The following is a 20,526-nucleotide window of genomic DNA, read 5'->3' as shown; positions in this document are numbered from 1 at the left end:
TAATTAATTATGAATTGGCAATTAATGATTATATGGGTTTAGAGAGGTGATGATATGAGTTATATCCATGTAAGATTACTTGGCTGCTTTATTGTAACTTTAAATGGAAAAAATGTATCATTTCCCTATAGCAAGGTACAAGCTTTATTTTGCTATCTAGTAGTTAAGAAACAGGCTACAAGAGAAGAGTTATCAGGACTTTTATGGCCAGATATGGAAGAAAATGTTGCAAGAAAAAATTTAAGAAATGCAATATATAAGCTTAAAAAATCCTTTGGAGATGAGGAGATTTTATCCTTCTCAAATAAATCTATAATTACGTTAAATCCTAATATAAATATTGAAACAGATGTTGATACATTTGTTACTAATGAAGATGAAATAGATATATATGCAGGCAAGTTTTTAAAGGGGTATATACCTAAGGATGCTGAGAACTTTGAGAAGTGGATGCTTGAAACTCAAGAGTATCTTGAGGAACTATATTTAAAAAAACTTAGCTGTAAAATAGAATTAGAGAAAGAAAATAAAAACTATAACAAAGTTGAGCATTATTGTAAGTTGCTTATAAAAGTAGATGAATTTAATGAGGAAGCATATAGAACTCTAATTAATTGCTATAAGAACCAAGACAAATTTAATAATGCTATAAAGCTATATAATGAACTTTCGGATATATTAGAAAAGGAACTATCTATAACTCCTAGCGATAAAACTAAAGAAGTATTTGAAGAAGTACTTGATTTGATGAATGCCAGAGGAGAGACAGAAAACTGCAAAAGTTATTTTTATGGAAGGTTTAATGAATTAAGGTTACTAGAAAAAAACTATACAGACTTTATTAATGATAAGAGTGCAAAATCTATATTGATAAAGGGAGAAATGGGAATAGGAAAGACGAGCCTTAAAGACAAGTTTCTTAAATCTATAAACAGAAAAGATACATACATATTTGAAACAAACTGTTATCAATTTGAGAACGATTATACCTTAAAACCATGGAGAAATATCATTTCAGATTTGGCATATACAATAAGTACTGATAATATTAAAATCCCTGCTATTTTAGAAAATATAATAGGTAACTTTACTAATGAAACAGGCAATAGTAGATTTTCGGAAAGTGTTAAGCTAGAAAATGCACTAGATCTATTAAAGTATGATGTAATAGGAAATATAGTAAATGATATTTTAAAAATAATATCCATAAAAAAGAAGGTTTTGTTAGTTTTTGAGGATATTCAATGGATGGATTTAACTAGCATATCACTGCTTACGAGTATCATTTCTCACTCTCAAGGAAGTAATATAACATTTTTAATTACCTGTAGAAATGAGATTAATACTTGTACAGAAAAATTCTTTGCTTCAATTTGCAAATATAATAGAATCCAAGTTATAGAACTAATTAGATTTAATGCTGATGAAGTAGAACATTTTATTAAAAAAGCTCTTCCAGATTTAAGTTTGTCAAAGGAAATGATAAATAAAATATACATAGAGACTGAAGGTAATACCTTTTTTCTTACAGAATATCTAAATACCATTAAACTAAAGAAAAATGTAAATATAATGACATCTAAAATGCAGGATGTTTTAAAGGGTAGATTTGTAGACATGACTGATGATGAAAGAAAGATAGTTGAAATATCTTCATTATTTGACGATGAAGTGCCTATGTTTATTTTAAAAGAGTTAACACATAAGGATGAACTTCAGATTATGGATATAATAGAGCAACTTGAGAAAAAGTGTATTCTAAAAGAAGTAATTAATGGAAATAATATATGCTTTAAGTTCACTCACCAAAAATTAAGAGAATTTCAATACACACAGCTATCCCAAGCAAGAAAGAAAATACTTCATAATAGGATAGGAGAAATTTTTGAAAGAACTCTTAAAAATAATATAAGCGATATCAATGTTTATTATAAATTAATTTATCATTTTCAAAGTGCTAGCAATTACACAGCTACTTTAAAATATAGGATGAAAAGCTTAAATATATATTTTAATTTTAGTCACGAGCTTTTCCCGGTAATTTATAATAACAAAGATACATACAATAAGTTATATTTTAATGAAAGTGAAACTGTAAAAAACATTTCTGAAATAGAAGACCTTCTAAATAAGGTAAAGGATGAAGAAGGAAACTCAGCTGAAACATTAGAACTTGAAGTATGTGTTCTTCATATAAAAGGTAGATATTTAATAAGAAAAGGTGAATATGGTGAAGGAATTAGAAATATTCAAAATATGATTGAAAAGGCTGAGGAAATTAGCAGCTCAAGCTATGCTATTGAGGGATGCAAACAGATGATTTATTATTGTATACAAACAAATAACACTGATGAAATGATAACTTATATTAACCTTGGACTTGATATAGCTGTGGAATACAATTGTAACAAAGAGATAGGCATATTATTGAGACTCAAGGCGTTGTATAAAAAGATGGTTGGAGACTATGATGAAGCTGAAGCTTTAATGTATGAATCAATAAATACACTAAGTGCCACTAAAAATAATTCTGACCAGTATGTCTTGAATATAGCAGCTTGTTATAACTATATTGGCGATATAAGAAAGAAGACCGGTAAATTTTTGGAAGCACTACACTATTACAATAAGGCTATTAAAATATGCGAAGAAAAGAATGCGCTTACTTGTCTTGCTTTATTTCAAACCAATGCAGGGGAAACAGCTTATTATATTGGTGATTATAATTTGTCAAAGGGATATTTCCTGAATGCGATGAATATCTACAGACAGTTTGATTTTATATGGGGAAGAGCTATAGCAGAAGCATTTGTATCTCTGATTTTAGTAGAGGAAGAAAATTTTGAAGGAGCCTTAAAGTATCTGAAGAGTGCTGACATGAATTCAAAGGCATTGAAGAATCCTAAAGAGATAGGAACAGTTTTTAAAGTTAAAGCAGAATTAAAGGCAAGTATGAAAGATAATTTTTATATTGAACAAACTTTTGGAAACTATTTAAAGGATGATTTAAAAGAATATATTGAACAGGGGAAAAAATATTTAACCGAAGCAAGAGACCAGCATCAAATTGATGCTTTAAATAGAATAAAAGTTGAGTAGCTGATGTAAAAAACATCAGCTTATTTTGTGCGTCAATAAAAATAATCAAATTTTATAGAATATTCTTAATAAATTTTTAACAAACTTTCATCTGTATAGACGTTTTAGAGATGTGTAAACGATATAATTAATTTAGCTGCAGCTGATTAAAGTGATATTAACTTAAAGAGAACAAGGGGGGATTTTATGAACACAAATTTGGAAACAAAAAATCACGGCGAATTGCAAAGAAGTTTAAAGACAAGACACATGAACATGATTGCTATAGGGGGTGCAATTGGAACCGGTCTATTCTTTACCAGTGGTAACACCATTAGTTCTTCAGGTCCTGGTGGTGCAATTTTGGCGTATGGACTTATGGGGATTCTTGTATATTTTTTAATGACGTCACTAGGAGAAATGGCGACAATGATACCAAGTTCCGGTTCTTTTGAAACCTATGCATCAAGATTTGTTGATCCAGCACTTGGATTTGCACTAGGCTGGAATTATTGGTTTAACTGGGCAATTACTGTTGCAGCGGAATTAGTTGCAGCTGGACTTGTTATTAAGTATTGGTTGCCTAATACACAGACTACCTTTTGGAGTGTAGGATTTTTAATTATTTTATTTGGTTTAAATTTAATGTCCGCAAGAGCGTACGGTGAAGGTGAATATTGGTTTTCAAGTATAAAGGTTGTAACAATTATCATATTTCTTATTGTTGGTATACTTATGATATTTGGAATCATGGGAGGCCATTCAACAGGCTTTAGCAATTGGACACTTAATGATGGAAAAGGTAATTCTGCACCATTTGTAGGTGGAGGAGTAGCAATACTGATGAGCTTTTTAACAGCTGGATTTTCTTTTGCTGGTACAGAAGTGGTTGGACTTGCAGCTGGTGAATCCGAAAATCCTGAAAAGGATGTGCCAAAGGCGATAAATTCAGTTTTTTGGAGAATACTTATATTTTACATTGGTGCAATTATTGTTATTGGTTTTATTATTCCTTTTACTGATCCTAATTTATTGAAAAATGGTGTATCCGAAATAGCATATAGCCCATTTACTATTGTATTTCAAAGATCTGGTATTGCTGCCGCTGCGTCAATAATGAATGCAGTTATATTAACTTCCGTTCTTTCCTGTGGTAACTCAGGACTTTATGCAGGATCTCGTATGGTATATGCTATGGCTAAAGAAGGAAAAGCCCCAAAATTATTTGCTAAGTTAAACAAAAGAGGCGTTCCAATAAATGCACTTATTCTTACAGCAGCTGTCGCATCAACAGCATTCTTTGCATCGCTTATTGGTGATGGTAAGATATACTATATACTCTACAATTTATCTGGAATTACAATCTTCTTAGCATGGTTGGGAATAGCAATTTGCCACTACAGATTCAGAAAAGCTTATGCTGCTCAAGGTAGAAAGATTGAAGATCTAAAATATAAAGCCTTGTGGTATCCATTTGGTCCTATATTTGCAATGATACTTTGTGTTGTTGTTTTATTTGGTGCTAATATATGGGTATTTCAGGCAGAAACCTTCAGTTGGTTTGACTTTATAACTAACTATGGAGTTATTCCTATATTTTTATGTCTTTATCTTGGCTACAAGAAAGTAAATAATACAAAGATGGTTCCTCTAATGGAATGTGACTTTGAACATGTAGAAAAAATAGCTGAATAGTAATTATATCTTATATTCCGCATAACTATTTTTCTAGTGCCTCTTTTTCGCATAATATATAACTATATAAGAAATGACCGATATACTAAACTATTGAATATGTAAAATAAGTTTAGCGGAATATGAGTTATTATATCGAAGAAAAAGAGGTGTTAATCTTAATGAAATTAAATTTTGTAAAGGTAAACCCCACTGAAAACATGACAATATTCATACTTGATCCTCTTTCCAGATCAATATACCCCGAAGTAGCAAACAAGCTTATGAATTATAATAACCTCCATGCTGAGCAAGTAGGGTTTATTGAAAGGCCTAACCTTAATGGAAGCTGTTCAAGGCTTCATATGATGGGAGGAGAGTTTTGTGGCAACGCTTCAAGAGCTTTTGCTGCTGTAATGGTTCAGAAAGGTTATAGTTCCTTTGAATTGAAAGAGGGCAAGCACATTGTGCCTTTTGAATCATCAGCAGTTGAGCAGATTCTCTACAGTGAAGTTAAACAGCTCACCGATAATACCTTTGAAGTAAAGGTTAAAATTCCACTGCATAAGTCAATCAATCCTATTGAAATTAATTACAAAGGTATTGATTACAGTGGGCTTCTTGTAGAGTTTGATGGGATCGCCCACGTAGTGATATCTACAGGTAATGATCTTCCTGGTGAAGGGTTGCTTCTTAAGCTTGTAAAAGAGCTTTCTCCATTACCTTACAGTGCTCTCGGAATAATGTTTTATAATGAAGAAGAAGATTTTATGACGCCCCTTGTCTATGTTAAAAACACTGGAAGCATTATATGGGAAAGAGGTTGCGGTACAGGTACTGCCGCTCTTGGTGTAGTATTGTCCTCAAAGTTCCGCAGTAGTATTGATAAAAAAGTAAAGCAGCCTGGTGGAAATATAGATGTCCTTACCACCGTGAAGAATGGTCTGATTGAGGATATTTATCTGAAGGGTAATGTGAGTATAGTTGCTGAAGGAGAGGTTTATATATAATTTAAGTTTCGCAGCACTAAAAATCTATATTTTAAACTATAGGGCTATAAGGCCGAAAATTGACTTACACCCCGGACTAGGTTTCAGCTTTGGAAACATAGCCCTTTGTGGAAGTCAATTTTTTAGTTTGAAACCATATATAGGAATTGTACCTAAACACTTATTCTATGCAGATTTGGGACAATTCTATTTTTAATTTTTTTGATTGTTTTTATGAAATATTCAGTTCTCGGAATTAACTAATAATAATTTAAGAAATAGAAAAGAAATATAATCTGTGAATTCAGTTTATTGAAATAAAAAATAAGTGAAAGTTTTAGCGTCGATAAAAAAATAATTAAATTATATAGAAAATTCTTAATAAATACTTATTAAATAGACGGTATGTAGATGTGTAAACGGTACAATAGAATCAAATAAAACAAACTAAGGGGGAAATACATATGGCAAAATTAGTAGAATGTGTACCAAATTTTAGTGAAGGTAGAGATAAAGAAATAATTGAAAAAATTGTGGATGAAGTTAGAAAAACAGAAGGAGTAAAGTTACTTGATTATTGTTCAGATAAAGACCACAACAGGTCAGTTGTGACCATGATAGGTGGACCAAAGGAAGTAAAGGAAGCTGCTTTTAAACTTATTAAAAAAGCTTCAGAATTAATTGATATGAGTAAGCATGAGGGAGCACATCCAAGAATGGGTGCAACAGATGTAGTTCCTTTCATTCCAATAAAGGACATAACTACTGAAGAATGTGTTGAACTAGCTAAGGAATTAGGAAAAAGAGTTGGAGAGGAATTAAATATTCCTGTGTATTTATATGAAGATGCAGCAACAGCACCAGAAAGACAAAATTTAGCCAATATAAGAAAAGGTCAATATGAGGGATTCTTTGAAAAAATAAAACAACCTGAGTGGAAGCCAGATTTTGGACCAAATGAAATGAATGAAAAAAGCGGTGCTACCGTTATAGGTGCTAGGTTCCCACTGATCGCATACAATGTAAATTTAGGTACAAATAATATAGAAATAGCAAATGCAATAGCTAGAAAAATAAGACACATAAATGGAGGTTTAAGATACGCTAAAGCAGTTGGAGTAATGCTAACTGAAAGAAACATAGCTCAAGTTTCAATAAACTTAGTACAGTATGAAAAAACAGCTATCTATACTGCACAGGAAATGGTGAAGATGGAAGCAAAGAGATATGGTGTTCCAGTAGTAGGAGCTGAGGTTATTGGATTAGTTCCAATGAAAGCTTTAATAGATTGTGCAGAATATTATCTTCAAATTGAAAACTTTGATATAAATCAAGTATTAGAGTCAAGACTTAGTGAATAGTTTATATAAAAAATAAGAGGAGGATATGATATGGTTAACAATATTAATATTAAGGATGCTATGACTGTAAGATTAGACGATGTATTACCTGAAATGCCTAAATTTCAAGAAGGAATAAGAAGAGCACCAAATAGAGGCTTTAATTTAACTAAAGCACAAACAGAAATTGCTTTAAAAAATGCTTTAAGATATATCCCATCTCAATATCATGAACAGTTAATTCCTGAGTTCCTAGAAGAATTAACTACAAGAGGAAGAATATACGGATATAGATTCCGTCCAGAAGGAAGATTATATGGAAAGCCTATCGACGAATATGCAGGAAAATGCGTAGAAGGTAAAGCATTCCAGGTTATGATAGATAATAATTTAGACTTTGAAGTAGCTTTATATCCTTATGAGTTAGTTACTTACGGAGAGACAGGAAGTGTATGTCAGAACTGGATGCAATACAGACTTATAATGAAGTATTTAGAAGTTATAACTCAAGACCAAACTCTAGTAATTGAATCAGGTCATCCTCTAGGATTATTTAAATCCAATCCAAATGCACCAAGAGTAATAATAACTAATGCTCTAATGATTGGTATGTTTGACAATTTAAAGGACTGGGAAATAGCAGAAGAAATGGGTGTGGCAAATTATGGACAAATGACAGCAGGAGGATGGATGTATATAGGACCACAAGGTATAGTTCATGGTACATTTAACACACTACTAAATGCTGGAAGAATGAAACTTGGCATTCCGAATGATGGAGACTTAAGAGGATACATTTTTGTAAGTTCAGGACTTGGCGGAATGAGTGGTGCTCAGCCAAAAGCTATGGAAATAGCAAATGGTGTAGGTATAATTGCAGAGGTAGATAGATCAAGAATAAATACAAGACTAGAGCAAGGATGGGTTAATAAAGCTTCAGCTAACCTAGAAGAAGTATTTAAGATTGCTAAAGAATATGTAGATAAAAAAGAGCCTATTTCAATTGCTTATGAAGGAAATATAGTAGATCTACTTGAATATGCAGTTAATAACAATATAAAAATAGATTTATTATCAGACCAAACTTCCTGTCATAATGTATATGAAGGTGGATACTGTCCAAGTGGAATTACTTTTGAAGAAAGAACAAGACTACTTGCAGAAGATAGAGAAACTTTTGCTAAGTTAGTAGATAAGACTCTTAGACTTCATTTTGAGTTAATAAAAGCTTTGGTAGAAAAAGGAACGTACTTCTTCGATTATGGTAATTCATTTATGAAGGCAATATATGATGCTGGTGTTCAAGAAATATCTAAGAATGGAATAGATGAAAAAGACGGATTTATATTCCCTTCATATGTAGAAGATATAATGGGACCTCAATTATTCGACTATGGCTATGGACCATTTAGATGGGTCTGCTTAAGCGGTAAGAGAGAAGACTTAATTAAAACAGATAAAGCTGCTATGGAGTGCATAGATCCTAATAGAAGATATCAGGATAGAGATAACTATAACTGGATAAAAGATGCAGAAAAGAATAGCATGGTAGTAGGAACAGAAGCAAGAATATTATATCAAGATACAATTGGAAGAGTAAATATAGCTCTTAAATTCAACGAAATGGTAAGAAAAGGTGAAGTTGGTCCTATAATGCTAGGAAGAGACCATCATGATGTTAGTGGTACAGATTCTCCATTTAGAGAAACTTCAAACATTAAAGATGGAAGTAATGTAATGGCAGATATGGCTGTTCAATGTTATGCTGGTAATGCTGCTAGAGGTATGAGTCTTGTAGCTCTTCATAATGGCGGTGGTGTTGGTATAGGAAAATCCATAAATGGAGGTTTTGGACTAGTCTTAGATGGAAGCTATAGAATAGATGAAATAATTAAATCAGCAATGACTTGGGATGTTATGGGAGGAGTTTCAAGACGTTCATGGGCAAGAAATGAACATTCAATTGAAACAGTAATAGAGTTTAATAAAACTCATACAGGAACAGATCATGTAACACTTCCATATTTAGCAGATGATGATTTAGTAAAAAAAGCAGTTTCTAAATATTTTTAAATAAATATTGGAGGGAATTAAATGATAATTAAAAATATAAGCTGTCTAGTAACTTGTGCTGGCAGCTTCCCTAAAACTAAAGATAAATTAAAAGACGCTGGTATAATAGAAAATGGTTATATAGTAATAGAAGATAACTTTATAGTAGATGTAGGCAGCGGTGATGGATATAAAAAATACTTAAATGATAATAGAGTTGTAGTAGATGCTCAAGGTAAAACTGTAACTCCAGGACTTATAGACAGTCATACTCATGTGGTGTATGCAGGCTCAAGAGAGTTTGAATTGCCTTTAAAGCTTCAAAAGATGAAATACATAGATATACTAAATGCTGGTGGCGGTATATTAAGTACTGTAAGTAAAACAAGAGAAGCTTCACAAGAAATGCTGGAAGCTGAAACTAGAAAAAGATTAGATTTAATGCTTTCACATGGTACTACAACAGTAGAAAGTAAATCTGGATATGCCTTAGATTTTGAAAATGAGATAAAAATGCTGCAAGTAAACAAAAATCTAAATAAAACCCATCCTATAGATATAGTTTCAACATATCTTGGTGCACATGCTATACCTAAAGAGTATAAAGGCAATAGGGAAGAATATATAAATCTTATGATTAATAAAGTAATGCCTTATATTAAAGAGAATAATTTAGCTGAATTTGTTGACTGTTTCTGTGAAGAAGGCGTATTCACTGTAGAAGAGGCTAGGAAAATTTTAAAAGCAGGACAAGAGTTAGGGCTTAAAGCTAAGCTTCACGCAGATGAAATAGAATCTATAGGAGGAGCAGAACTTGCTGGAGAAATTAAAGCTGTATCTGCAGAGCATTTAGTAGCAGCTTCAGATGAAGGTATAAAGGCTATGGCTGATAATAATGTCATTGCAGTATTACTACCGACTACATCCTTTTATTTAATGTTAAATAAGTTTGCAAGGGCAAGAAAAATGATAGAAGAGGGTGTTCCGGTAGCCTTATCCACTGATTGTAACCCTGGAACTTCTCCAACTGAATCGTTACAAAGCACTATGACTTTTGCTTGCTTTGGGCTTAGGATGATGCCAGAGGAAATAATAAATGCAATGACTATAAATGCTGCTTGTGCAGTTGGTAGAGAAAAAGAAATCGGAAGTATTGAAATTGGCAAGAAGGCAGATTTAGCTATATTTAACGCTAAAAATTTAAATTATTTATTCTACCATTTTGGAGTAAATGCAGTAGATAAGGTAGTTAAAAATGGGTCAATTGTAGTTCAGGATGGAAAACCTGTATATAAACATGAGTAACTTTAGATTAAAATGGGGGATTGTAAAATGTTACAGAATCTAACCTTAAAAGATTTTATAGATGAGTTAGGATCTAAATCACCAGCACCAGGGGGAGGAAGCATAGCAGCACTTTCTGCTTCCCTTGCCAGTGCATTAGCTAGCATGGTATTTAATCTTACAATTGGAAAGAAAGAATACATGGAGTACGATGAGTTATTAAAGGAAAGAATTGGTGACTCCTTTAAAGGTGTTAACTCATGCAAAGAAGAATTTTTAGAACTTATGGAAAGAGATACTAATGCTTTCTTGTCATTAATGGAAGCTTTTAAAATGCCTAAAACTACAGAAGATGAAATCAGAAGTAGAAAAGAAAAAATAGCAGAGGGTAATAAAGAGTCTTTAGAAATACCACTGCAGGTGGCTGAAAAAGCATATAAGCTTTATGACCATATTTATATAGCAGTACAATATGGAAATAAAAATGCAGTGTCAGATGCTGGAGTTGCAGCGTCATTAGTAGAAACTGCTATAGAGGGTGCAATATTAAACGTAAAAATAAATATCATGGGTTTAAAAGATGAAGAGCGTAAACAAGAGTTCAAAGATAAGTGCAAATATCTATTGGAAAATAGTAAGAAGAAAAAAGAAGAAATCATGGGAATCATAGAAAGTAAATTGGTATAGAGTTTAACAGAAGTTAAGGAGGAAAAAACATGGGGATTATTGAATTAAACGGAACAAATCTTACTTTAGAAGATATAATAAATGTTGCATATAAAGGCTATAAAGTAGCGCTTACTGATGATGCTAAGGAAAAGGTTAAAAAATCAAGAGAGATAGTTGATAACATAGTTAACAACAATAAAGTAGTTTATGGAATTACTACAGGGTTTGGAAAATTTTCTGATATAGTTATATCAGGAGAAGAATGCAAAACTCTTCAAAGAAACTTGATAATATCTCATTCCTGTGGTACAGGTGAAAAATTTCCTAAAGAAATAGTAAGAGCTATAATGTTATTAAGAGCAAATGCTTTATCAAAAGGCTATTCAGGAATAAGATTAAGTACTTTAGAGACTTTAATAGATATGCTTAACAAAGAAGTACATCCTATTATACCAGAAAAAGGATCACTAGGAGCATCTGGCGATTTAGCACCACTTTCACATATGGTATTACCTATGATTGGGGAAGGCGAAGCTGAGTTTAAGGGTAATATTGTGTCAGGTAAAGAAGCTATGGAAAAAGCAGGTATACCATTAGTAGAACTGGTAGCAAAAGAAGGGTTAGCTTTAATAAATGGAACTCAGGTAATGACTGCAGTGGGTGCCATAGCTGTATATAATAGCATAAATCTATTGAAGCTTAGTGATATTACAGCAGCAATGACATTAGAGGCCTTAAGGGGAATAAGAAATGCTTTTGATCCAAGAGTTCATGAGGTAAGACCTCACAAAGGGCAAATACAAACAGCTAAAAATATGCTTGCCCTAATAGAAGATAGTTCTTCTATAACCAATCAAGGAGAAATGAGAACTCAGGATGCATATACACTAAGATGCGTACCACAAGTTCATGGCGCAAGCAAGGATGCGATAAATTATGTAAAAGAAAAAGTGGAAATAGAAATAAACTCCGCAACAGACAACCCAATTGTATTTGAAAATGGAGATGTAATATCAGGAGGAAACTTCCATGGACAACCTATGGCGTTGAGCTTCGATTTTCTTGGTATTGCAGTAGCTGAACTTGCTAATATATCGGAGAGAAGACTTGAGAGATTAGTTAATTTTCAATTAAATGATTTACCTCCTTTCCTTGTAAAGAATGGTGGAGTTAATTCAGGTTTTATGATTACACAATATGCTGCTGCTGCTTTAGTATCAGAAAATAAAGTTCTTGCGCATCCAGCATCAGTGGATTCTATACCTTCATCAGCAAACCAAGAAGATCATGTAAGTATGGGAACTATTGCAGCTAGAAAGAGCTTAGACATTTTAAATAATGCTAGAAGAGTACTTGCAACAGAGCTTATGGCTGCATGTCAAGCTATAGATTTTAGAGATAGAATTAAGCTAGGTAAAGGGACTAGTGAAGTATACAAAGTAATAAGAGAAAAAGTAAGCTTTATTGAAGAAGATAAAATCATGTATAAAGAGCTAGATAAATGTGAAGAGCTTATGATAAATGGCGAACTTCTTGAAGCAGTAGAGAAGAAGGTAGACTTGAAGATTTAGAATTTGTGCATATAGTAAATTGTTAAAAAAGTGGGCTTTGTCCACTTTTTTAAATTTGCCTGTAATAATTAAATAAACATGTGGAATATTTATTTGTTTTTGATTAAAATATAATATAGACTTGAAAGTAACATAAGATAAGGAGATAATTACTATGGACAAGAAAAAAAACATAAATAGAAAAGATATTATAAAGAAAAGAGGTATTCTACCTAGTATTATTTTTTTAGGAATTCTTCTATATGTACAAGGATATATTTTTATTTCTAAGCTTAACACTATAATGATGTTAGTGGGAGGGCTAGTTATATTTTCTTCGTTTTTAATTATTTCATTTTCTAAAAGAAAAACTCAAAGACTAATTGGCAATATACTAATGATAGTTTCGCTGTATTTTATTGCTATATTAATTTATATGATATTTATAGCTATGAGATCGATGTAATAATATTTTATATAGGAAAACTAGAAAATTGACTTACACAAAGGGATATGTTCCCAAAGCTGAAGGTAGATTTAAAAACTTTTAGCCAGTCTAAAACACAAGCTTTAGACTGGCTAAAAGTTTTTAACGAACTGAAACTTGGAAACATAGTCCGGAGTGTAAGTCAATTTTCTGCCTTATAGCCCTATATATAAAAACTAACTTAACTCCTATTACCCCATTATATGGATCTTATTTTAGTATTCATCACATAAATTGTGAATTTGACATATAGTATTAACTACTGAAAAAATTATAATTGAAGCCAAATTTGCAGTAGTACTATCCTGGTCAAATCTTGGAGAAACCTCACATATATCAAAACCTACCACTTTTTTAGACTTTATAATGTACTTGAGGCAGTTTAATACCTTTTCAGGGTCCAAGCCTAAAGGCTGAGCAGCGCTTACTCCAGGTGCAAAAGAAGAAGAGAATACATCAGAACATATTGTTATATAAACATGTTCTTGAAGCTTCATAAAATCATCTAACTTTTCTAGAAGACTCCAATTGTCAGCATTTATCATATCCTTTGCCAATATATACTTAACACCTAGTTTATCTGCTGTCTTAAATAAATCAACAGTGTTGCTGTGTTTTTGGACTCCAAGACAGAAATAGGAATAATCTAGATTCCGATCTTTACAAATATCTGATATCTGTCTAAACATTGTTCCAGAGCTGCTGCCATTAGGATATGGTCTAAGGTCAAAATGAGCATCAAAGTTTATTATACCAATGCTTGGACTAGAATTGCTTTTAGACAAGTGGTTTAGTATACCATTATAGTTTCCAAAAGCAGTTTCATGGCCACCACCTAATACTATTGGAAAAAGATTTAAATCTAAAATTTTAGATACTGCTGTTGAAAGTAGATTTTGCCCTTCTTCTAGGGATATATTTTCACAAAGTATGTTTCCAGCATCAAAAAGCTCAACGTCTTTTGTGAAAAGACATGGTAAACTAGATAGTTCTTTTCTAATACTTTGAGGACCATTAGCAGCGCCAGCTCTACCTCTATTACGTTTAACACCTTCATCGCAGCAAAAACCAATAAAAGCGAAACCTAGTTTTCCAGTGTAGGGAATTAAGTTACTGTCTCTTAGATCAATACTTTTAACCCATTGATGCCATCTAAAGGCATCATAATTACTGTCACTGTCAATTCGTCCTTGCCATGTAGATTCGTCTATGATTCTGTAATTTGCATCAAACATTTTTACCTCCAAGTTGTTCTTTAAATACCATTTAGATAATTTTTTGAATTTTATTATAATTATATCAGAAATAGCTTAGTTTTCATATAATTCTTTTTTCCAGGAAGTATATACTGGGTAAAGTCTGTGATATATTTTATTTATAACTTTAGAGTAATCTGATGAAGCATCATTATCTATAGAAGCATAGGAGTCTTCGAGAACTTCAGTTTCTAATTGTAAAGTACCAACTAAATACTGAAGTTCTAAAAAATTCATGTTAATTGTGATTGGATCCTGATATAAAGTGTTTGTCAAAAAATACATAATATCATGTAATTTGTCATTAAAGTCTTTTAAATAAGTCATTTTTTCGAATTCATAGTTATCTTCAGTGCTAATTATGAGAGTATCGTTAATCGATATTTGTTTATAAATACAATTAAGAAGTTCATCCATTTCATTTAGATTAAATTCTATTTCTCTTCTAATGTATATAAAGTCCTCTTCTGGAAAGATATCTGTAGAAAAACCCTGTGTTTTTAGGTTGTCTTTATTAATTCTCTTGCTAAATTTTTTGAATTCAATTATTTTTCCCATAAAATTACTCCTTAAAAAATACCAAACTCTAATTTCAAATTTACTAATAAATTTGCGATTAGAGTTTGATTTAAATAATGCTTTAGATTTTATGTTGTTTAGACTTTTCATCTAAATGAATCTATTGTATGGCTTATATAATTTAGTGTTCTTTCTGTTGCTTCTTCAATTGTATAATCGCATTGACGTTTTAGTACTTTATAAAGCATGCTGTGATAAATTAACAAAATCATTTCATTAATCTGTTCCAAATCCTTTTCCTGAATAAATCCCTCATTAGCACATCTCTTCAGAATAGTTAGATTTCTATCATAAATTCTTTCACCTAGAAGCATTGGAAGTAGTTCTTCAGATTGATTGTTTATTTCATCAGAAAAAATATCAAAGTAGTTCTTAATTGAACTATTTGAAGGATTAACTCTTTCTTCAAAAAAAAGATTGTAGTAAACTTTTGGGTTAGAATAAGAATGATGACAGAAGCATTTCCATATGTTCATAAAAGTATCTAAAGCGTTATTGCAATTTTTAACATAGTTAGGAAGATCGTGAGAATAATCTTCTAAATATTTTATTGAGCTAAAAAATATTAGTTCATTTAAATTGTTGAAGTAGTTATAAATTGTGGCACTATTAAATCCAGCTATATCTGAAACTTTTCTAATAGTAACAAAATCAATGCCTTCCTCTTTTATTATTTTTTGAACTGCATCTATAAAATATTTCATCATTCGTTTTTTTTGAATAGCTTTTTTATCCATTTCCATTAAAATCACCATCTTGCAAAAAATTTTAACACACTAGTAAGCATAACAATTATATCTTAAATTTCACTTTTTTAAAAGCATGGACTTGTATTATTACATAACATAATAAAATATATTAATAATTTCTATATTTAAAATTTAGAGTACATGCTCTTAAGCTAGAGAATAAGGAAGGTTAGAATATTATTGAAATATGTAATAAAAGGTATTTGTTATTTTTATAACAATATAATCGCGATTATATTATAATCATGTTTACAAAATGCTATGAATTGTGGTAATATTTAAACAAATAGCGCTGTTGAAGTATATTTCAAAAAACAAATCATGGTGACACTATGGACATTTATGTGAAAGAGGTGTGGTATAAGTGAAATTAGAATTTGGAAATTTTCATGTGAAAGATATTGTTTTTGGAGAAAAGACTTCCTACAAGAATGGAATATTAACAATAAATAAGAAGGAAGCATTGGATTTTGTCTTAGAAGATGAACACATTACAGAAGCTGATATATTAATTGTAAAACCAGGGGACAAGGTTCGTTTAGTTCCTGTAAAAGAGGCAATTGAGCCTAGAGTAAAAGTAAACGGTAACACTTTATTCCCAGGAGTTACAGGAGAGGTTATTCCAGTAGGGGAAGGACGAACTCATGCACTTAAAGGCTGTAGTGTTCTAGTAGTTGGAAAACACTGGGGTGGATTCCAAGACGGTTTAATAGATATGAGTGGAGAAGGTGCAAAGTACAGTTACTATTCTCAGTTAAAGAACATAGTCCTTGTAGGAGATACAGACGAAGATTTTGAAAAACATGAGCAGCAAAAGAAAAATAAGGCTTTAAGATGGGCTGGACATAAATTGGCTGAGTTTATTGGAAATGCTGTTAAAGATTTAGAACCAGAAGAAATAGAAACCTTTGAATTAGAACCAGTTACTAAGAGAGCAAAAGAGGTTCAAGAATTGCCATCAGTTGTATTTGTAATGCAGCCTCAATCACAGATGGAGGAAATGGGATATAACGATTTAGTATATGGATGGGATGCAAATCATATGGTGCCTACATTTATGCATCCAAATGAAGTTTTAGACGGAGCTGTGATTTCAGGAAGCTTCATGCCATGTTCATCAAAATGGGCTACATATGATTTTCAAAATAATCCAACTATTAAAAGACTTTATGCTGAACATGGAAAGACCCTTAACTTCTTAGGTGTTATAATGTCTAACCTTAACGTAGCACTAGAGCAAAAGAAACGTTCAGCTCTATTTGTTGCTCAAATGGCAAGATCTCTAGGAGCAGATGGAGCAATTGTTGCAGAAGAAGGATATGGTAATCCAGATGCTGACTTTATAGCTTGTATAGTAGCTTTAGAAGAAGCTGGAGTTAAAACCTGTGGTATCACAAACGAGTGTACTGGAAGAGATGGAGAATCACAACCTTTAGTGTCCTTAGATGTAAAGGCAGATGCTATTGTATCCACTGGAAACGTTTCAGAGCTAATTGAATTGCCACCAATGGAATCAGTTATAGGAGAGCTACAGTCACTAGCTAGAGATGGTCTTTCTGGAGGATGGGCAAATGATGAAATATTAGGACCTTCAGTAAGAGAAGATGGTTCAATTATTATGGAAAACAATGCAATGTTCTGTGGAGATCAGGCCTGTGGATGGTCACCAAAAACAATGAAAGAGTTTTAGGAGGTGCAGATTAGATGAAGAAAGCAATTCTATATATAAATCAATTCTTTGGACAAATAGGAGGAGAAGATAAAGCAGATTTTTCTCCAGAAATAAGAGATGGACTAGTTGGACCTGCTTTAGAGTTAAGCAAACAACTAAAAGATACAGAAATTACTCACACAATAATATGTGGAGACAACTTTATGGGCTCAAATGAGAAGGAAGCAGTAGAGAAAATACTAGGCTTTTTAGAGGGAAAAGAATTTGACATATTCTTTGCAGGTCCTGCATTCCAAGCTGGAAGATATGGAAATGCTTGTGGAGTTATTTGTAAAGCTGTAAAAGAGAAGTTCGATGTACCAGTTATATCTTCAATGCATATTGAAAACCCAGGTGTTGAGATGTTTAAAAAGGATGTTTATATATTTAAGGGTGGAAATAATGCTGGAAGAATGAGAAAAGATATAAAGGCAATGGCTGACTTTGCAAATAAAATGCTAAGCGGTGAAAAGCTTCTTTCAGCAGAAGAAGAAGGATATTATGGAAGAGGCAAAAGACATCAGGTTTGGCTTGAATCAGGCAAACCAGCTGCGGATAGAGTAGTGGAAATGATGTTAAAGAAATTAAAAGGGGAAGAATTTGTAACAGAGTTGCCTATTCCTAAAATGGACAGAGTGCCAATAGCGGAGGCTATAAAGGATTTAAGTAAGGCAAATATAGCTTGCGTAACAACTGGTGGTATAGTTCCAGTGGACAACCCTGATAGAATTCAATCTGCTTCAGCAACAAGATGGGGCAAATATGATATATCAAAGTTAGATAGATTAGAAGGGGGAGTCTTCAAGACAATACATGCAGGCTTTGACCCAGCAGCAGCAGATGCAGACCCTAATGTAATAGTTCCATTAGATGCTTTAAGAGCCTATGAAAAAGAGGGTAAAATAGGTAAACTCCATGAGTATTTCTATTCTACAGTTGGAACTGGAACTACTCAAGGTGAGGCTGCTAGAATGGCAAGAGAAATTATTGTACATCTAAAAGAAGCAAATGTAGATGCGGTTGTAATGACCTCCACCTGAGGAACTTGTACACGTTGCGGTGCAACAATGGTAAAAGAAATTGAAAGAGCTGGATTCCCAGTTGTTCAAATGTGTAATTTGATTCCTGTAGCAACAACAGTAGGTGCAAATAGAATAGTTCCAACAATATCTATTCCATATCCACTTGGAAGCCCTGCAGATTCTAAGGAGCAGCAGTGGAAATTAAGATATCATAGAGTTGGTGTAGCTTTAGATTCTCTTTCAACTGATATTAAGGAACAAACTGTATTTAAGGTTAAAATCTAAATCAGTTAAGCAGAGAATCAAATATGTGATTTTGTGCGAATCGCTTGCTCATTGGACGAAAGGAGAAATAGTTTCATATAACTAAATAGGTCTTGTTAAAAATGAAACTTCTCTTCCTTCTGTCAGAGGAGTAAGCGACCATCACAAAATAGTAGATTTTGTATGTTTGATTGATGTATGAAACCTATTTAGGTTGATTTTGCTAAGGGGGAAATTAATTATGGCAAATGAAAGACAATTAAAAGACCGCTCAGTTTTGTATGTTTCTGCAGGTATAGCTCTGGTATTTGTAGCATTTAGTATAATCCTGCCTTCTCAAATGGCCAAAGGGGCCAATGGTGTATTATCATTTTTAACCACTAATTTTGGTTGGCTATATCTTATATCAGTATTTGTGTTTACAGTGTTTATATTTATTATTGCTCTCAGCCGATTTGGTAATATCAAGTTAGGGCTTGATGATGAGAAACCAGAATTTACAAATTTCCAGTGGTTTACTATGCTATTTGGAGGGGGAATGGGCATAGGAATGGTTTTCTGGTCCATTGCTGAACCTATGATTCATTACATGTCCCCACCTGTGGGACAACCTGGAACTGAAAAAGCTATGTATGATGCCCTGCGAATTGTATTTAATGATTTCGGGCTTCATGTCTGGATTATTTATGCAGTGTGTGGTTTAGCTCTAGCTTATTTCCAGTATAGAAAAGGTCTTCCATGCCTAATCAGCTCAGCTTTTTATCCAATCCTTGGTGATCGCATTCGCGGACCTATCGGTAAAGCCATCGATGTAATAGCGGTATTTGCGACGATGTTTGGAGTAGCGACTAGCCTAGGACTGGGAGCTGGTCAGATTGCCACAGGAGTACAATATATCTGGGGAATTAAAGCTACACCTGGTATTACTGCTATTATTATAGCAATCATGACAGTAATATTTACAATGGCAACTGTATCTGGTCTACATAAGGCTATGCAGGCTGTTGCTGACGTGAAGGTATGGCTTTCAATTGGATTTATGGTATTTATCTTCCTTTTTGGTGGAATGGTATTTATATTAAATAGTTTTACTCATACCCTTGGTGATTATATTCAAAACTTTATCGGACAGAGTTTGTGGATGGGAAATATTGAATGGACTAAAGCTTGGCCGGTATTCTACAGAGCTTGGTATATTGCATGGGCAGCATTTGTAGGTCAGTTTATAGCACGTGTTTCTAGAGGTCGTACCATTCGTGAATTCATACTGGCATCAGTGTTTTTGCCTTCCGGTTTCTGCTTAGTATGGATTGGGATCTATGGGGGAGCTGCATTTAATCTAGATGCATTGTCACAAGGGGCCATTCAGGCGGCTGTTAAAACTGATGTTTCCACTGCTTTATTTGCAACCTTGCAGCATCTACCGCTCTATTCCATAACTGCACCTCTAGCTATTATCCTGATTATCACATCCTTTGCAGGAGCTGCTAATTCAGCAACCTATGTACTAAGTATGTTGACATCGGGAGGAGATTTGAATCCAAGTAAAAAGCTGTGCGGGTTCTGGGGAGTTACCCAAGGGGCTGTAACAATAATGATTGTTCTAGTAGGAGGAACTGCTGCCATAAAGACACTTCAGACCGCTTCTATTGCTGCTGCTTTTCCATTCATGTTAATTATGATGGTCATGTGCTACAGCATATACAAAGCTCTTCGGGAGGATCAAGTCAAAGAAGAAATAGTAGTATCTAAAAATGAGGAACTAAAAGTAGATTTAACTAAGTAGTAAGTAAATATTATTGAAATATTAAAAAAGAAGGTG

The 20,526-nt window shown here is 32.8% G+C and carries 15 protein-coding genes; 12 read left to right on the top strand and 3 right to left on the bottom strand.

The genetic code is table 11. The annotated features are described in order from the left end of the window. The first annotated feature begins 54 nt into the window (after window positions 1-54). The 9 genes from ACZ5N4_RS17700 to ACZ5N4_RS17660 all read left to right on the top strand — a co-directional run bounded on the left by ACZ5N4_RS17700 (window position 55) and on the right by ACZ5N4_RS17660 (window position 13,102). A complete protein-coding gene (locus ACZ5N4_RS17700; RefSeq protein ID WP_464203823.1) occupies window positions 55-3,099 on the top strand; it encodes an AAA family ATPase in 3,045 nt (1,014 codons plus the stop codon). A gap of 186 nt (window positions 3,100-3,285) precedes the next feature. Next, window positions 3,286-4,773, top strand: a complete 1,488-nt coding sequence (locus ACZ5N4_RS17695) for an amino acid permease (RefSeq protein WP_464203822.1) — start codon at window positions 3,286-3,288, stop codon at window positions 4,771-4,773. 161 nt (window positions 4,774-4,934) lie between these two features. Continuing rightward, window positions 4,935-5,762 carry a diaminopimelate epimerase gene (locus tag ACZ5N4_RS17690; RefSeq protein WP_464203821.1) on the top strand — a complete coding sequence of 276 codons (828 nt, stop codon included), beginning with the start codon at window positions 4,935-4,937 and terminating at the stop codon, window positions 5,760-5,762. A 443-nt stretch (window positions 5,763-6,205) separates the two neighbouring features. Beyond that, window positions 6,206-7,102: a glutamate formimidoyltransferase gene (gene ftcD, locus ACZ5N4_RS17685; RefSeq protein ID WP_464203819.1), complete on the top strand. Its 897-nt coding sequence runs from the start codon at window positions 6,206-6,208 to the stop codon at window positions 7,100-7,102. A gap of 30 nt (window positions 7,103-7,132) precedes the next feature. Further along, entirely contained in the window at window positions 7,133-9,154 is a 2,022-nt protein-coding gene (locus ACZ5N4_RS17680; RefSeq protein WP_464203817.1) for a urocanate hydratase, read from the top strand. Between the two features lie 21 nt (window positions 9,155-9,175). Next, window positions 9,176-10,438: an imidazolonepropionase gene (gene hutI / locus ACZ5N4_RS17675; RefSeq protein ID WP_464203816.1), complete on the top strand. Its 1,263-nt coding sequence runs from the start codon at window positions 9,176-9,178 to the stop codon at window positions 10,436-10,438. 27 nt (window positions 10,439-10,465) lie between these two features. Next, complete coding sequence (locus tag ACZ5N4_RS17670; RefSeq protein ID WP_464203815.1) at window positions 10,466-11,104, top strand: cyclodeaminase/cyclohydrolase family protein; 639 nt, start codon at window positions 10,466-10,468, stop codon at window positions 11,102-11,104. 29 nt (window positions 11,105-11,133) lie between these two features. Then, window positions 11,134-12,657, top strand: a complete 1,524-nt coding sequence (hutH, locus tag ACZ5N4_RS17665; RefSeq protein WP_464203814.1) for a histidine ammonia-lyase — start codon at window positions 11,134-11,136, stop codon at window positions 12,655-12,657. Window positions 12,658-12,811: 154 nt separating this feature from the next. Next, complete coding sequence (locus ACZ5N4_RS17660) at window positions 12,812-13,102, top strand: hypothetical protein (protein WP_464203813.1); 291 nt, start codon at window positions 12,812-12,814, stop codon at window positions 13,100-13,102. A gap of 236 nt (window positions 13,103-13,338) precedes the next feature. Here ACZ5N4_RS17660 and hutG read toward each other — a convergent pair whose 3' ends face one another. The 3 genes from hutG to ACZ5N4_RS17645 form a co-directional block, all read right to left on the bottom strand. Beyond that, the gene (gene hutG, locus ACZ5N4_RS17655) at window positions 13,339-14,358 is read right to left on the bottom strand and encodes a formimidoylglutamase (RefSeq protein WP_464203812.1); all 1,020 of its coding nucleotides are present in this window, start codon (window positions 14,356-14,358) and stop codon (window positions 13,339-13,341) included. A 75-nt stretch (window positions 14,359-14,433) separates the two neighbouring features. Further along, window positions 14,434-14,937, bottom strand: a complete 504-nt coding sequence (locus ACZ5N4_RS17650; RefSeq protein WP_464203811.1) for a hypothetical protein — start codon at window positions 14,935-14,937, stop codon at window positions 14,434-14,436. Between the two features lie 107 nt (window positions 14,938-15,044). After that, entirely contained in the window at window positions 15,045-15,695 is a 651-nt protein-coding gene (locus ACZ5N4_RS17645) for a TetR/AcrR family transcriptional regulator (RefSeq protein ID WP_464203810.1), read from the bottom strand. A 376-nt stretch (window positions 15,696-16,071) separates the two neighbouring features. Between ACZ5N4_RS17645 and ACZ5N4_RS17640 the strand changes: the two genes are divergently transcribed. The 3 genes from ACZ5N4_RS17640 to ACZ5N4_RS17630 all read left to right on the top strand — a co-directional run bounded on the left by ACZ5N4_RS17640 (window position 16,072) and on the right by ACZ5N4_RS17630 (window position 20,490). Next, on the top strand, window positions 16,072-17,397 hold the full coding sequence (locus tag ACZ5N4_RS17640; protein WP_464203809.1) for a glycine/sarcosine/betaine reductase component B subunit: 1,326 nt from the start codon (window positions 16,072-16,074) through the stop codon (window positions 17,395-17,397). A 14-nt stretch (window positions 17,398-17,411) separates the two neighbouring features. After that, the gene (grdH, locus tag ACZ5N4_RS17635) at window positions 17,412-18,725 is read left to right on the top strand and encodes a betaine reductase selenoprotein B (RefSeq protein ID WP_464203808.1); all 1,314 of its coding nucleotides are present in this window, start codon (window positions 17,412-17,414) and stop codon (window positions 18,723-18,725) included. A 220-nt stretch (window positions 18,726-18,945) separates the two neighbouring features. Beyond that, on the top strand, window positions 18,946-20,490 hold the full coding sequence (locus ACZ5N4_RS17630; protein WP_464203807.1) for a glycine betaine uptake BCCT transporter: 1,545 nt from the start codon (window positions 18,946-18,948) through the stop codon (window positions 20,488-20,490). The last annotated feature ends 36 nt before the right edge of the window (window positions 20,491-20,526 follow it).

Source organism: Clostridium nitrophenolicum (assembly GCF_055391695.1).
The sequence above is the reverse complement of the archived record's forward strand: the minus strand, read 5'-3'. Positions and strand labels throughout refer to the sequence as shown.